15 protein-coding genes are annotated in these 13,868 nt (G+C 46.9%); 1 reads left to right on the top strand and 14 read right to left on the bottom strand.

The features are described from left to right. Positions 1-2 precede the first annotated feature (2 nt). The gene (xseA, locus tag M4S28_RS04360) at positions 3-1,349 is read left to right on the top strand and encodes an exodeoxyribonuclease VII large subunit (RefSeq protein ID WP_249632365.1); all 1,347 of its coding nucleotides are present in this window, start codon (positions 3-5) and stop codon (positions 1,347-1,349) included. A 119-nt stretch (positions 1,350-1,468) separates the two neighbouring features. On the opposite strand, the gene ureG is transcribed toward xseA, so the two are convergent. From ureG to M4S28_RS04290, 14 genes are all read right to left on the bottom strand, one after another. After that, a complete protein-coding gene (gene ureG, locus M4S28_RS04355) occupies positions 1,469-2,110 on the bottom strand; it encodes an urease accessory protein UreG (protein ID WP_004735125.1) in 642 nt (213 codons plus the stop codon). Positions 2,111-2,158: 48 nt separating this feature from the next. After that, the gene (locus M4S28_RS04350) at positions 2,159-2,839 is read right to left on the bottom strand and encodes an urease accessory protein UreF (protein WP_017079883.1); all 681 of its coding nucleotides are present in this window, start codon (positions 2,837-2,839) and stop codon (positions 2,159-2,161) included. Between the two features lie 42 nt (positions 2,840-2,881). Then, a complete protein-coding gene (locus M4S28_RS04345; protein WP_249632364.1) occupies positions 2,882-3,478 on the bottom strand; it encodes a HupE/UreJ family protein in 597 nt (198 codons plus the stop codon). Positions 3,479-3,552: 74 nt separating this feature from the next. Further along, positions 3,553-4,005: an urease accessory protein UreE gene (gene ureE / locus M4S28_RS04340; protein WP_004735122.1), complete on the bottom strand. Its 453-nt coding sequence runs from the start codon at positions 4,003-4,005 to the stop codon at positions 3,553-3,555. A gap of 63 nt (positions 4,006-4,068) precedes the next feature. Further along, the gene (gene ureC / locus M4S28_RS04335; protein WP_249632363.1) at positions 4,069-5,754 is read right to left on the bottom strand and encodes an urease subunit alpha; all 1,686 of its coding nucleotides are present in this window, start codon (positions 5,752-5,754) and stop codon (positions 4,069-4,071) included. Between the two features lie 38 nt (positions 5,755-5,792). After that, complete coding sequence (locus M4S28_RS04330; protein WP_249632362.1) at positions 5,793-6,128, bottom strand: urease subunit beta; 336 nt, start codon at positions 6,126-6,128, stop codon at positions 5,793-5,795. Positions 6,129-6,139: 11 nt separating this feature from the next. Then, positions 6,140-6,442, bottom strand: a complete 303-nt coding sequence (ureA, locus tag M4S28_RS04325; protein WP_102438055.1) for an urease subunit gamma — start codon at positions 6,440-6,442, stop codon at positions 6,140-6,142. A 132-nt stretch (positions 6,443-6,574) separates the two neighbouring features. Beyond that, positions 6,575-7,522 carry an urease accessory protein UreD gene (locus M4S28_RS04320; protein WP_249632361.1) on the bottom strand — a complete coding sequence of 316 codons (948 nt, stop codon included), beginning with the start codon at positions 7,520-7,522 and terminating at the stop codon, positions 6,575-6,577. Beyond that, positions 7,519-8,214, bottom strand: a complete 696-nt coding sequence (gene urtE, locus M4S28_RS04315) for an urea ABC transporter ATP-binding subunit UrtE (protein WP_017079878.1) — start codon at positions 8,212-8,214, stop codon at positions 7,519-7,521. Before urtE ends, M4S28_RS04320 begins: the two co-directional genes overlap by 4 nt. A gap of 1 nt (position 8,215) precedes the next feature. Continuing rightward, a complete protein-coding gene (urtD, locus tag M4S28_RS04310) occupies positions 8,216-9,058 on the bottom strand; it encodes an urea ABC transporter ATP-binding protein UrtD (RefSeq protein ID WP_004735116.1) in 843 nt (280 codons plus the stop codon). Further along, entirely contained in the window at positions 9,055-10,227 is a 1,173-nt protein-coding gene (gene urtC, locus M4S28_RS04305; protein ID WP_108187839.1) for an urea ABC transporter permease subunit UrtC, read from the bottom strand. Before urtC ends, urtD begins: the two co-directional genes overlap by 4 nt. Positions 10,228-10,237: 10 nt before the next feature. Beyond that, on the bottom strand, positions 10,238-11,866 hold the full coding sequence (gene urtB, locus M4S28_RS04300; protein WP_249632360.1) for an urea ABC transporter permease subunit UrtB: 1,629 nt from the start codon (positions 11,864-11,866) through the stop codon (positions 10,238-10,240). 160 nt (positions 11,867-12,026) lie between these two features. Beyond that, the gene (gene urtA, locus M4S28_RS04295) at positions 12,027-13,313 is read right to left on the bottom strand and encodes an urea ABC transporter substrate-binding protein (RefSeq protein WP_249632359.1); all 1,287 of its coding nucleotides are present in this window, start codon (positions 13,311-13,313) and stop codon (positions 12,027-12,029) included. Between the two features lie 294 nt (positions 13,314-13,607). Beyond that, positions 13,608-13,835 (bottom strand): zinc ribbon domain-containing protein, encoded by a 228-nt coding sequence (locus M4S28_RS04290; RefSeq protein WP_004735111.1) that lies wholly within the window; start codon positions 13,833-13,835, stop codon positions 13,608-13,610. Positions 13,836-13,868 lie beyond the last annotated feature (33 nt).

The following is a 13,868-nucleotide window of genomic DNA, read 5'->3' as shown; positions in this document are numbered from 1 at the left end:
CTATGACTAATCCAAACATCTTTACTGTTTCTCGCCTCAACTCAGAGGTTCGTCTCCTATTAGAAAACGAAATGGGAATAGTCTGGCTCGTTGGTGAAATCTCAAATTTCTCTGCACCTGTCTCTGGTCACTGGTACCTCACGCTTAAAGACTCTCGCGCTCAAGTTAAGTGCGCTATGTTTCGTGGCAATAATCGCCGTGTGACGTTTAAGCCTCAGAACGGTAATCAAGTTTTAGTCAAAGCACGTCTGTCTCTTTATGAGCCACGCGGTGACTATCAGCTGATTATCGAAAGCATGCAGCCAGAGGGTGATGGTAAGCTTCAGCAAGAATTTGAAAAACTTAAGATGAACTTGGCGGCGGAAGGCTTGTTCGCTCAATCCAGTAAGCAGATTCTGCCAGAACATCCTAAGTGCGTTGGTGTCATCACCTCGAAAACCGGCGCTGCGTTGTTTGATATTCTAGACGTACTGAAAAGGCGCGATCCGTCATTACCAGTCATCGTGTATCCGACCATGGTTCAAGGTGAAGGAGCTTCGATTCAGATCGCTCAAGCGATTGGACGTGCCAATGAGCGCAATGAGTGTGACGTATTGATCGTTGGTCGTGGCGGCGGTTCATTAGAAGACTTATGGTGTTTCAATAACGAGATCGTCGCTCGCACAATTGCAGCAAGCCAAATACCGATTATCAGCGCCGTTGGCCATGAAGTTGATGTCACTATCGCCGATTTCGTGGCAGATATGCGTGCTCCAACGCCATCAGCAGCCGCTGAATTGGTTAGCCGTGACAACAGTCATAAAGAGCAAGCTTATGCCTCTAAACGTGCTCGTTTAGTCAGTGCGATTCGTCATGTGTTAATCAAACGAGCGCAATCAACTCAAACGTTGAAGTACCGCTTAGAGAAACAACACCCGAGCTACCAACTGCAAAAGCAGAGTCAGCAGCTTGATGACCTAGACATGCGTTTGCGTCGTGGTATGACTCAATACCTAAAACAACATGCACAGCGTGTTGAACGTAAACAGCACCAGCTTCAATTGAACTCGCCTGTTAAGCGCTTGGGTGAACAAAAACTGCATCTACAACGTTCAGAGCAAAAGCTATTAGATGCGATGGATAAAACACTGCTAACCACTCGCCACCAGCTAGCCATGGCTGCCGAGAAGTTAGAGACCGTTAGTCCACTCGCCACGTTAAAGCGTGGCTACAGCATTACTCATTCAGCATCGAGCAAGACCGTGTCATCAATCAACGATGTCGAAGTTGGTGAAGTGATCACCACCCAAGTTGAAGACGGTGTAATTGAGTCGCAAGTGACAACAAGAGTCGCGAAGAGTGAGCTTTAGATTCAACTAGGACGTTAAAAATCATTTAAAACCAGAAAGCCCTATCGAATAATCGACAGGGCTTTTTTGTGTCTATTGGCTTCAAAAGCAAACGAACGGATTCAAACCTTACTCCCTACTCACGACTCAGTCGTAGAAGGCTCCTTCATGGTCAGCATTCCTTCCGTCACAATAAAGTTGATGATGAAGTCCAACCCTTGGCTCTCTTTTAGGTTGGTGAACACGTATGGTTTGGTTGGACGCATGCGCTGCGTATCTTGCTCCATTACCTCAAGTGACGCACCAACATACGGTGCTAAATCGATCTTGTTGATGACTAACAGATCGGATCGTGTAATACCCGGGCCACCTTTACGTGGGATCTTCTCCCCTTCCGCCACATCGATTACATAGATAGTCAGGTCGGCTAACTCAGGGCTGAACGTGGCACTGAGGTTGTCGCCACCGCTTTCGACGAATACCACATCGAGGTTCTTATGCAGTTTAGCAAGCTCTTCTACCGCAGCTAAGTTCATCGACGCATCTTCACGGATCGCGGTGTGCGGACAGCCACCTGTTTCAACACCAATGATACGATCTGGTTCCAGCGCTTCTGCTCGCGTGAGTATCTTTGCGTCTTCTTGGGTGTAGATATCATTGGTTACTACGGCAATGTTGAGCTTGTCTCTAATCGCCTTACATAGCACCTCTAACAAGGCTGTTTTACCAGACCCTACTGGGCCGCCAATACCAATTCGAAGGGGTTGCTTATAACTTTCCATGATCTACTTCCTTATATTCTTTTCTTGCTACCTCGTTCGTGCTAACCGCTACGAACGAAATAGTCTCGTGTATTGTGTTTCGTGCAGTGAACTTGCTAATGCCATTGATGGCGAAAAGCTGCCTATCATCCAATCTTCTATCGTGCGTGCTTTCTCAATGATCTCGGGAAACGTATTGGTGATATTAATCAGTGCCAACTGACCATCGGTTTGACCTAAAGGCACTAACTTGACCCCTGCGGTAACGATGTTTTCAAGCCAACTCCATAAATAACCCTGCTTGAGGCTCTCTAAATCAATGCCCCAATGCTGAGCCGCCATACACATGCCCAACAATTGGTTTGGATGACTATCAACAGAATCCACCAGCGAAATATCGATATCCAAGCGCTTCAACAAGGTGTTCAATGCATGCCCACGCTGCTTTTCTTCCGCTCGCAATTCACTGGTTTCACGGCTTGAGTATAAGTAGTTACACCAATGCTCAATCTCATCGATTTCACCCTTTTCTAGCGCGTGATAAAGACGCTCTAAGATAGGTAATTCCAAAGTTGCGACACTGGAACTGACGATGGTATTAAGCCACTGTTCCATGCTGTTGCGATCGGTCACCCACCCCGCTTCAACCGCTAACTCTAAGCCTTGCGAATAAGTGAACCCACCAATCGGCAACGATGGACTGATCAATTGAAACAGACGATAGACGGCTACATTTTCTGTTGTGGTCATAATCGTGCCCTCAGTCTTCCAGAATCAAATAAGTTCGAGAGCCTACGCGCCTAACAGCAATAGTGCGCTTGCTGAAGCCACGCCGACTGACAACCATTTAGAGTAAACCGCGCGACCAACAAAAGTACCGATAACCATTAATGCCAAGGCACTGATGCTCATACCGGTTGCGAACTGAGTCAGATTGCTCGCGGCTTCAACGCCGTGTGCGTAACCATGGAAGAACAACATAGCAATCGAAGCAACTAATACGCTGTTTACACGCTTGGTTGATGGTGAGAATACATGCCATAAACATAAGCTGACGACAAACAGAGAAGCGATAATGGCAGGCTCAACAATCACAGAGAAACCTAGGGCTTGACCTGCGATGAGTCCGACCACCAAAGACGCCAATCCACCGCCAATCAGAGCTGCTTTTGTCTTGGTGGAAAATGACAGTGCGCCAATTAATAAACCGAAAGCGATCAGCATGATAAGATGATCCATGCCAGTCACAGGGTGAGTTAAGCCAGACATAAACGAGTGAGACTCATGAACTGAATGCGCCCCATGTCCTGGGTGAGCGAAAGCCAATGTTGATGTTGTTAGAGAAGCTATTGTGAAAGTGCATAAGCCTGCAGCTGTTTTAAAGTTCATCGCGAGTTCCTTGCGTTTATAGTTATTAATATTTGTTGTTATATAAATCGTTTAGTGAGTCATCAATGACTCGATTAATGATGGTGATGATGTCCACCAGAGCGACCGCCATAAGCACCGCCTTCTGGTTCAAACGGTTGTTTCTCGGTGGTCACTTTCGCGCCTAAGCCTTCAACCATTTCATCCAAAACATGGTCGTGTTGATAACGAACCCAGCCCGCTTCCACTTGCAGTGGAACATGACGGTTACCAAGGTGGTATGCCACTCGTGTTAACAGGAGCAAGTCTTCACAGTAAACAGTCGAAACGGTTTCCGGTGCCGCTTTCACTTCCACTACCAAGCCACATTCACTCGACAGTTGTTCGCCACCACGCAAGATATGACCTCGTGGTAGAAACAGTCCGGCATTGCGCCCGTCATCGAGCATCACCTTAAGACGGCTCTTAATGCGGCTATCGATCGGCAGGCTTAAGTAGCCGTCCGGTGCATTTTGTATTTGAGTATTCAGTTGAGTCAGTTCAATCATGCTATTACCTCAATCTCCTTGTGAGATTTATAACGTTTAAATTAGGAGCCTTCAGCCGAGCTCTTAAAATAGAAAATACCGTTGTGCCATTGGTAGTTCTTCAGCAGGCTCACAAGTTAGCAATTCACCATCGGCGCGTACTTGATACGTCTGAGAATCCACCTCAATCTTCGGCATCCAATCGTTGAGCTTCATGTCGGCTTTGCTGATATTTCGGCAGTTGCTCACAACACCAATCAAGCTCTGCAAACCCAATTGCTTATCAATGTTCTGCGCCTTGGCTTCCTTAGAGACAAACAACATTGATGTGTTTTGACATGCCTTGCCGTAGCTACCAAACATTGAACGGTAGTGAACTGGCTGAGGTGTTGGGATTGAAGCATTTGGGTCACCCATCGGCGCCATGGCGATCATGCCGCCTTTCAAAATCACGCTTGGTTTCACACCAAAAAAAGCGGGCTTCCACAACACTAGGTCAGCTAATTTCCCTGCTTCTATAGAACCGATTTCATGAGACATGCCGTGCGTGATCGCAGGGTTAATGGTGTACTTAGCGACATAACGTCTTAGGCGGAAGTTATCACTGTAGTCGGAATCTTCTTTTAGGCTCCCACGCTGCACTTTCATCTTGTGTGCGGTTTGCCAAGTACGTGTTACGACCTCGCCTACGCGACCCATTGCTTGTGAATCCGAAGCGATCATCGAGAATGCGCCTAAGTCATGAAGAATGTCTTCTGCAGCAATGGTTTCACGGCGAATACGTGATTCAGCAATCGATGGTGAAAGGTGATGACACACCATCAACATATCCAAGTGCTCATCGACTGTATTGATGGTGTAAGGTCGTGTTGGATTAGTTGAGGAGGGCAAAACGTTCGGCTCACCTGCAGCACGAATAATATCGGGAGCATGACCACCGCCCGCACCTTCGGTGTGATAGGTATGAATCACACGATCGCCGATAGCGCCAAGTGTTGATTCAACAAAACCAGATTCATTCAGAGTGTCGGTATGAATCGCGACTTGTACGTCCATCTCGTCAGCCACACTCAAGCAGGTATCGATTGAAGCGGGAGTGGTTCCCCAGTCTTCGTGCAACTTCAAACCCACTGCACCTGCCGCTACTTGTTCGCGTAGAGCTTCTGGCTGGCTGGCATTACCTTTGCCTAACAAACCAAAGTTCATTGGGAATTGATCGAGCGATTCCAGCATGCGGTGCATGTTCCAAGGCCCCGGAGTGCATGTGGTTGCGTTAGTGCCAGTGTTTGGCCCAGTGCCGCCGCCGATCATGGTTGTCACACCCGACGCCAGTGCTTCTTCAATCTGTTGTGGGCAAATAAAGTGGATGTGTGAATCAATGCCACCAGCAGTCAGGATTGAACCTTCGCCCGCTAAAATCTCCGTGCCCGGGCCAATCACAATATCAACGCCCGGTTGAACATCTGGGTTGCCCGCTTTACCCAATGCCTGAACTCGACCATCTTTGACTGCGACATCGGCTTTTACGATGCCCCAGTAATCCAACACAATCGCATTGGTGATCACCAAATCTGGAGTTTCGGCACTTGGACGTTGGCTTTGCCCTTGTCCATCACGGATAACTTTGCCGCCGCCGAATTTCACTTCGTCGCCGTATACCGTGTAATCCTTTTCAACTTCTAGCCATAAATCAGTGTCAGCAAGACGCACTCGGTCACCGACTGTTGGCCCAAACATTTCGGCATAAGCCTGTCTGGATATCGTCGCCATGTTCAATCCTTGTTATTTTCATTATTCCGTGGGAGCGCTTAGAGCTTGCCCATCACCTTTCCTTGGAAGCCATAGATCTCTAACTTACCGGCGTAACGCACTAACTCGACGCTACGCGACTGACCCGGCTCAAAGCGGGTTGCGGTGCCCGCAGGGATATTGAGTCGAAAGCCTTTAGTAGCTTCTCGGTCAAAGATCAGCGAAGGGTTTGCTTCATAGAAGTGATAATGAGAGCCAATTTGAACAGGACGATCGCCAATGTTTTTTACCTTAACGGACGTCGTGTCTCGGCCTTCATTGAGAGTGATATCACCCGGTGCGGTTTCTACTTTTCCGGGAACGAATCCTGAGTATTGTTTTGTGGAACCAGCCATATTACTTCTCCCTACACGATAGGTTCATGAACGGTCACCAGCTTGGTGCCATCAGGAAAAGTGGCTTCGACTTGTACATCAGGGATCATGGAAGGGATCCCCTCCATAACGTCATCGACGGTAAGCAGTGTGCGTCCAAAATCCATCAATTCCGAAACGGTTTTTCCCTCACGGGCACCTTCTAGAATGGCACTGCTGATCAGTGCAATAGATTCTGGATAGTTGAGTTTTAAGCCTTTTTGTTTGCGCTGCTGTGCAAGTATTCCTGCGCAGAAGATAAGTAGCTTATCTTTTTCTCTTGGTGTTAATTCCATTTAGCCGCCCGCTGTTAGTGTTATTTTCTTAGAGCCCAAAAACGCATGAGCAGTAAGTGGGGTTCAAACACAGCAAGCTTGAAAAAATGTACCTAGAGCCGGAAGTCACCCTAGGTACAAAAGGGCTAATCGCTAAGTCGCCCAAATCCTCGGTAAATCCGGAGTCGTACCACATAAATGAGAGCGAGTTGCTTGCCAAATCTGACCAAAGGCCTGGAGGATATCTTCACTCCAATTACCCAAGGCTCGCACCACAATCAATCCTTCTATCTGCGTTGCACCCATTATTAATGTAGGTTCACTCGACGTTTTGGATGTAACTGATTGCTGTGAAGCTTGCTGTGTAATAGATAAGAGCAAGCTCTGTACCAACTCTAAATCTTGCTTCTCATTTGAGGTAATATAAAAGGTTCCCATCATTGAATAATTAAGTAACCCCATATTTATCATAAACTTATCGCCACCGTGAAAATTAAAACCTTCAGTCAGAAGCCTTTGATTATCAAGATAGATTTCTGTTTTCCCAACGAGGTGACCATGCTCGAATCCCTCATTCTGTGCAGGGCGTCCAAAACAGTGCATCTCCCAACCCCAAAATTGTGCACCCTTTTCTAGGCGAATTTCAGTGTCTAAACGAACGTGTGCATTAGGGAAAAAGATGTTCTCTTGCGGCATCCACTCCAAGCGCGCACCTTTCTTCACTCGAAGCGTTTGCTTCTGCTTGGCGTACTTGTTGTTTGAGCGGTAAAACTTGGTCGCACCGGGTGTGGTGATCAACGTATTCGCACCGCTTTCTACAGTTGCCTCAATGTTGAGAGTGTCACCACCTACCACTCCGCCGGGGGGATGAAGTAAGTAGGTGTGACACGTTTCCCTATCAGGATACAAGGGACGTTGCACCGCAAGCGGACCAGACTGCTGACGATTCTTTAAAACGGTTTTATCACCACGGTCAACAAAGGTGAGGTTTAAGCTCGCTTGCCAACCGTCTCGGATATCTTGCTCGATGGTCTCATTCAGAGACAAAGCTTCGACTAAAGAAGCATTGCTTACTTCATTCGGAGAAAAGAGAGTATTCATACGGTTAGGTACTCCTTAATTAAGGACTCATTGAGCCCTTTCATTTCACCTTCTGCTACCTGACGACCGCGGTCGAGAATGCAAAATCGGTCACCGACCTTTCTCGCAAATGGCAGCTTCTGTTCCACAAGCAGAACCGTGAGTCCCATCTTCTCATTGAGCATTCGGATAATGTCGCCAATCTCTTGCACAATATTGGGTTGAATACCTTCGGTCGGCTCATCCAATATTAATAGCTTTGGATTAACCACCAGCGCACGCCCAATCGCGAGTTGCTGCTGCTGACCACCGGATAAGTCCCCACCGCGACGATGCAACATCTCTTTTAATACTGGGAATATATCGAAGATAAACTCAGGGATCTTACGGTCGCCCTTTTCTCTAATCGGCAAGCCAACTTCTAAGTTTTCTTGAACCGTGAGCATCGGGAAGATCTGACGGCCTTGCGGCACATAACCGATACCTTGGCGAGCACGCTCTTCCGCATCGGTTTTCAAAAGCGACTCACCCGATAACGAAATGTCACCGCTCTCGACCTTAACCAACCCCATGATGCATTGCAGCAACGTGGTTTTACCGACGCCATTACGCCCCATTAGCACCGTGCATTTACCTTCTGGGATCTGCATATCCAAATCCCACAGCGTGTGGCTCTCACCGTAATATTGATTAACTGATTTAACCTCTAGCATCCTATTCTCCGAGATAAACTTGTTTAACTTCAGGGTGAGCCTGCACTTGATCCATGGTGCCTTCAGCCAACACATGACCTTGATGAAGCACGGTGACATGGCTTGCGATAGAACGAACGAAATCCATATCGTGTTCAACTACCACAACCGAGTGCTTACCTGCCAGTGAATTGAGTAACTCAGAGGTACGATCCATCTCTTGGTGAGTCATCCCTGCAACGGGTTCATCCACCAGCAATAGCCTAGGGTTTTGCATCAATAACATGCCTATCTCTAACCACTGTTTCTGACCGTGAGACAGGTTACCTGCCAAATTCGCCGCTTCGTCTTTTAAATGAATCAGCTCAAGTACCGAGGTCAACTTGTCTTTCTGCTCACCAGACATCACAGCAGTGAACGTCGCCCACACTGAACGGTCACCAGCCATCGCTAACTCAAGGTTCTGCCACACAGTTAAACACTCAATCACGGTCGGTTTTTGGAACTTACGCCCAACGCCTGCATTGGCAATTTCAGCTTCGTTCATCTTCAATAAGTTGATGTTCGAACCCAACCACACCTCGCCAGTATCTGGCTTAGTTTTACCTGTGATGATGTCCATCATGGTGGTTTTACCTGCGCCATTAGGGCCAATGATGCAGCGAAGCTCTCCTTCATTGATGTAGAGGTTGAGGTCGTTTATCGCTTGGAAACCATCGAAGCTTTTGTTGACGCCTTCCACATACAACAGCACGTTGTGGCGAGTATCGATAGCGGGGTGAATATCAGGTTTAAGGTAATCAAAGACTTGGTCTCGACGAGTGAACGCCTGAACCGATTCCTTTACGCTATTAAATGTGGTCATGCTATCACCTCCTTGGCTTTGTGCTGATCATCCTTATCTTTATCTTGGTTTTTCCCATTTGATGCCTTGCGTAGCTGCTGCCATTTTTCACTGACAAAGCCAATTACACCTTGTGGGAAGTACATGGTCGAAAGAACGAATAATCCACCCAGAGCAAATAACCACACCTCTGGGAACTCAACCGTAAACCAGCTCTTGGCGTAGTTGATGATCAATGCCCCAACAATGGCGCCAAACAGGGTGGCACGACCGCCTAAGGCAACCCAAACCACAATCTCAATCGAGTTAAGCGGAGCAAATTCACCCGGGTTAATGATGCCAACTTGAGGAACATATAAAGCCCCGGCAATACCCGCGATAACCGCAGAAAGAACGAAGACCCACAGCTTGATCCCATCGACGTCGTAACCCATAAAGCGAGTACGTGACTCTGTATCACGAATCGCTAATGCCACACGACCTAATCGACTGGTCACCACCATACGACAAGCGATGTAGCTAAAGATGAGCGCAATGCCAGTCGCGACAAACAGACCTATCTTGACCGCATCACTCTGCAAGCTCAGGCCGATGATGTCTTTGAAATCTGTCAGTCCATTGTTACCACCAAAGCCCATCTCGTTGCGGAAAAACGCCAACATCAATGCGTAAGTTAACGCCTGAGTCATGATAGAAAGATAAACCCCTGACACGCGAGAGCGAAAAGCAAGATAACCAAACAAGTAAGCCAACGCGCCCGGCACCAACACCACCATTAAGCACGCGAACCAGAACTGATCAAAGCCCTGCCAGAACCACGGCAACACCGACCAATCAAGGAACACCATAAAATCAGGCAGGATTGGATCACCATAAACCCCACGGTCACCAATTTGGCGCATTAAGTACATGCCCATCGCATAACCACCAAGCGCAAAGAAAGCACCGTGGCCGAGGCTCAATATTCCGAGATAACCCCACACCAGATCGAGTGCCAACGCCAACATCGCGTAGCTTAGGTATTTGCCCATCAGCGAGATAGTGAAAGTCTCTACATGGAGCGGGTGTCCACTTGGTAACATGGTGTTAGCCAGTGGGATAAGAATGACGGCCGCAAGAATGGCAAGGATGGTCAGTTGGCCACCTTTGTCACCACGCATTGCCGAAAGTACAAATGATTTTGACTGCATGATGTTGTCCTTAACCTTCAGCCGCACGACCACGTTGCGGGAAGAGTCCGCGTGGGCGTTTTTGAATAAACAGAATGATGAAAACCAGTACCAGAATCTTGGCGAGAACCGCACCAGCCCATGGTTCTAAAATCTTATTGAACAGACCAAGGCTTAAGCCTGCGACTAGCGTGCCCCATAGGTTGCCAACGCCGCCGAATACCACGACCATGAATGAGTCGATGATGTATGCCTGCCCCATATTTGGGCCAACGTTAGTCAGTTGAGAAAGCGCTACACCCGCAACACCTGCGACGCCAGAGCCTAAACCGAAGGTCATCGCATCAACACGTTCCGATCGAATACCCATCGCACGAGCCATACCACGGTTTTGAGAAACCGCACGAACCTGTAAACCTAGTGGTGTCTTTTTCAGAACCATCAGTAAGCCCATAAACACCAAACCACAGAACAAGATGATATAAAGTCGGTTATAGGTCAGAGACAACATCGGGTTCAATTGAAGTGCGCCAGACATCCATTCAGGCGTGCTCACAGATCGGTTCAAAGGAGAGAAAATAGAGCGAACGGCTTGTTGTAAGATCAAGCTAATACCAAAGGTCGCGAGTAAGGTTTCCAATGGACGACCATAAAGATGACGAATCACGCTTCGCTCAATCACAATGCCCACTGAGCCAGAAACAATGAATGCCGCAGGAATAGAAAATATCAACGCTAAACCAATATGATTCGGCATCAACAACTGCATTACATAGGTGGTGTATGCACCAATCATGATCAGCTCACCATGAGCCATGTTGATAACGCCCATAACACCAAAGGTAATCGCCAAGCCAATGCCCGCCAGCACCAATACCGAACCTAAGCTCAAACCAAAGAATACCGTTTCTACCCCTGAATAGAGTGCTTGGCTCTGTTGATAACCGTCCATCGCACGCTCTGCCGCTGCCAAGACTTTTGTGTCTTGCTCACTGCTCAGTAGTTGATTCAGTGTTTTCAGAACCACGGAATGTTTGAAGTCGCCAACTCGTTCAATTGAAGCCACACGATCTTCAGTGGTGGCACTGTTATTAAGAGAGGTGAAAATGGCTAACGACAAATCCATTAGCTCGGCTACTTTGCCATCTGATTCATTTGTTCTGAGTTCAGTGAGTCGTTCGATGATGGCAGAATCTTTGGTTCCTAACAGATCCAGAACCGCTTTATAGCGCACCTCTGGGTTACTGCTGTTCAGTCCAATCGAGGCTATTTCCCCGCGCAAGATGCCGCGAAGTTTGTTATTCACACGAACCTTTTTAAACTGTCTCGCATTCTCGATATTAAGCGTTGAATCATCCCATACTGACTGAGCTGACGTCGCTGTTTTGATGCTTTGAATGAGGTAGAGCTGTTTGTATTGCTCGCTCTGTTTGTCATTAAAGTAATAGAGATTACCGTTTAACCAGCCATCCAAAATAGGTTTCGACACGTCTTCCGTTTGTGACTCAATAACCCAATCGATAGCCAATTCTTTATCCGATGTTTTCTTACCAACTAGCGCCTTGGTAAAGCTAGCTTCATCCGTTATTCCAGCAAAAGCCAACTGAGCACTGACTGCCATAAGCAATAGCGCCTTAAATACGTTCAATACGTTTTTCATCCCTGCTTCCTTAACCAACCAAGTTAGATATTGTTATTTTTGCTCGGTGGACATGTGGAGAATTATGGTGAGTTGAAACGATGAGCCTCCCGCTTGCTTCACCTCTTAAACAGAGGTGATCTTCCCAAACAAGAAGGCTCAATATTCCTAAATTAACGCTCTAGTTACCGCCAGAACACTTCTTAGTTTCGACGTTAAACGCACCACATGAGAATGGCTTAGACCAACTAGAGAATAGTTTTGCTGATTCAGGTAAGTAGTTAGACCAAGCATCACCTGCAACAAGGCCTGTGGTTTCCCAAACGGTGTCAAACTGGCCATCATCTTGAATCTCACCAATCAATACAGGTTTAGTTATGTGGTGGTTTGGTAGCATGGTTGAGTAGCCACCAGATAGGTTTGGAACAGAAACACCAATCAATGCATCTTGCACCGCTTCAGCATCGGTTGTGCCCGCATTAGTTACAGCTTGAGCCCACATATTGAAACCAATATAGTGTGCTTCCATCGGGTCATTCGTTACACGTTTGTCACTCTTAATAAATGACTGCCATGTTTCAACGAACTCTTCATTGACTTCGGTATCGACGCTCATGAAATAGTTCCATGCCGCTAAATGACCCACTAGAGGTTCAGTATCCATACCCGATAGTTCTTCTTCGCCAACCGAGAATGCAATAACTGGGATATCTTCAGATGAAACACCTTGAGCACCAAGCTCTTTATAGAAAGGTACGTTTGCATCGCCATTCACAGTAGACACAACGGCGGTTTTCTTGCCTGCTTCGCCGAACTTTTTGATGTCTGAAACGATAGATTGCCAATCAGAATGACCAAACGGTGTGTAGTTGATCATGATGTCTTCTTCTGCGACACCTTTATCTTTTAGGTAGGCTTCAAGGATCTTATTGGTAGTACGTGGATAAACGTAATCGGTACCTGCAAGTACCCAACGCTCAACTTCAAGCTCTTCCATCAAGTAATCCACTGCAGGGATCGCTTGTTGGTTTGGCGCGGCACCGGTGTAGAAAACGTTTTTAGAAGACTCTTCGCCTTCATACTGTACTGGGTAGAAAAGGATGCTGTTGAGTTCTTCAAAAACAGGCAGCATGGATTTACGTGATACCGATGTCCAACCACCGAACACCACATCCACTTTCTCTTTTTCGATAAGCTCACGCGCCTTTTCTGCAAATAGCGGCCAGTTTGACGCAGGGTCAACCACGACAGGCTCTAGCTTCTTGCCAAGCAAACCGCCCTTTTTGTTCTGCTCTTCGATAAGCATTAGCACGGTATCTTTTAGCGTGGTTTCACTGATCGCCATAGTGCCAGAGAGTGAGTGTAGAACACCGACCTTGATGGTCTCATCAGCAGCAAACACTGTTGCAGAAGAAAATGAAAGTGTTGTACACAGTGCAGCTAGCGATAAATTGAACACCTTGTTCATGATATTACTCCATAATTGTATTTTTGTTATTCAATTACAGAGTTACAAGAAGAGTGCCAAACTTAAAAAGCAATCAATAAATTTATAAGCTTTTGTATTAATTAAACTTAATAGCAATCCACACCAATAAAGTGCATAGCAATCATGTCACTATGTTTCATACTGGTGCAGTGACGATGAGAATGAACCAAGATGACACATTCCTGTTCATCAGATACAAAAAAGACCCAACACTTTGGTATTGGGTCTCTGGTATAACATCACCGATGGTCGTTCAAACCATGCTGTTTAAGGCTATTCCGCTGGTTGGAATTCGAATTTTACTCTCGACTTAGACTTCAATTCGTTGCAATCGGCATTACAAAAATAGCTCGCCGCACCACAGGCTTGAAGCTTCTCAAGTTGGCTGCTGCACTCAGGGCAAAACCCAACTTTAGTAAAGTGAGCCTGACAACTTTCACAGTGATACTTGCCATCCCAAGCTAGCTCAGACTGACACTTAGGGCAGATATTTTCACTCATTAGCATTTCCTAATTCACTACTATTTTTACAAT

The sequence above is a fragment of the Vibrio sp. J383 genome, from assembly GCF_023503985.1.
In the GTDB taxonomy this organism is placed as follows: domain Bacteria; phylum Pseudomonadota; class Gammaproteobacteria; order Enterobacterales; family Vibrionaceae; genus Vibrio; species Vibrio splendidus.
The sequence above is the reverse complement of the archived record's forward strand: the minus strand, read 5'-3'. Positions and strand labels throughout refer to the sequence as shown.

Coding starts and splice junctions, on each gene's coding strand:
- xseA (WP_249632365.1), top strand. CDS start 3: ATGACTAATCCAAACATCTTTACTGTTTCTCGCCTCAACTCAGAGGTT.
- ureG (WP_004735125.1), bottom strand. CDS start 2,110: ATGGAAAGTTATAAGCAACCCCTTCGAATTGGTATTGGCGGCCCAGTA.
- M4S28_RS04350 (WP_017079883.1), bottom strand. CDS start 2,839: ATGACCACAACAGAAAATGTAGCCGTCTATCGTCTGTTTCAATTGATC.
- M4S28_RS04345 (WP_249632364.1), bottom strand. CDS start 3,478: ATGAACTTTAAAACAGCTGCAGGCTTATGCACTTTCACAATAGCTTCT.
- ureE (WP_004735122.1), bottom strand. CDS start 4,005: ATGATTGAACTGACTCAACTGAATACTCAAATACAAAATGCACCGGAC.
- ureC (WP_249632363.1), bottom strand. CDS start 5,754: ATGGCGACGATATCCAGACAGGCTTATGCCGAAATGTTTGGGCCAACA.
- M4S28_RS04330 (WP_249632362.1), bottom strand. CDS start 6,128: ATGGCTGGTTCCACAAAACAATACTCAGGATTCGTTCCCGGAAAAGTA.
- ureA (WP_102438055.1), bottom strand. CDS start 6,442: ATGGAATTAACACCAAGAGAAAAAGATAAGCTACTTATCTTCTGCGCA.
- M4S28_RS04320 (WP_249632361.1), bottom strand. CDS start 7,522: ATGAATACTCTCTTTTCTCCGAATGAAGTAAGCAATGCTTCTTTAGTC.
- urtE (WP_017079878.1), bottom strand. CDS start 8,214: ATGCTAGAGGTTAAATCAGTTAATCAATATTACGGTGAGAGCCACACG.
- urtD (WP_004735116.1), bottom strand. CDS start 9,058: ATGACCACATTTAATAGCGTAAAGGAATCGGTTCAGGCGTTCACTCGT.
- urtC (WP_108187839.1), bottom strand. CDS start 10,227: ATGCAGTCAAAATCATTTGTACTTTCGGCAATGCGTGGTGACAAAGGT.
- urtB (WP_249632360.1), bottom strand. CDS start 11,866: ATGAAAAACGTATTGAACGTATTTAAGGCGCTATTGCTTATGGCAGTC.
- urtA (WP_249632359.1), bottom strand. CDS start 13,313: ATGAACAAGGTGTTCAATTTATCGCTAGCTGCACTGTGTACAACACTT.
- M4S28_RS04290 (WP_004735111.1), bottom strand. CDS start 13,835: ATGAGTGAAAATATCTGCCCTAAGTGTCAGTCTGAGCTAGCTTGGGAT.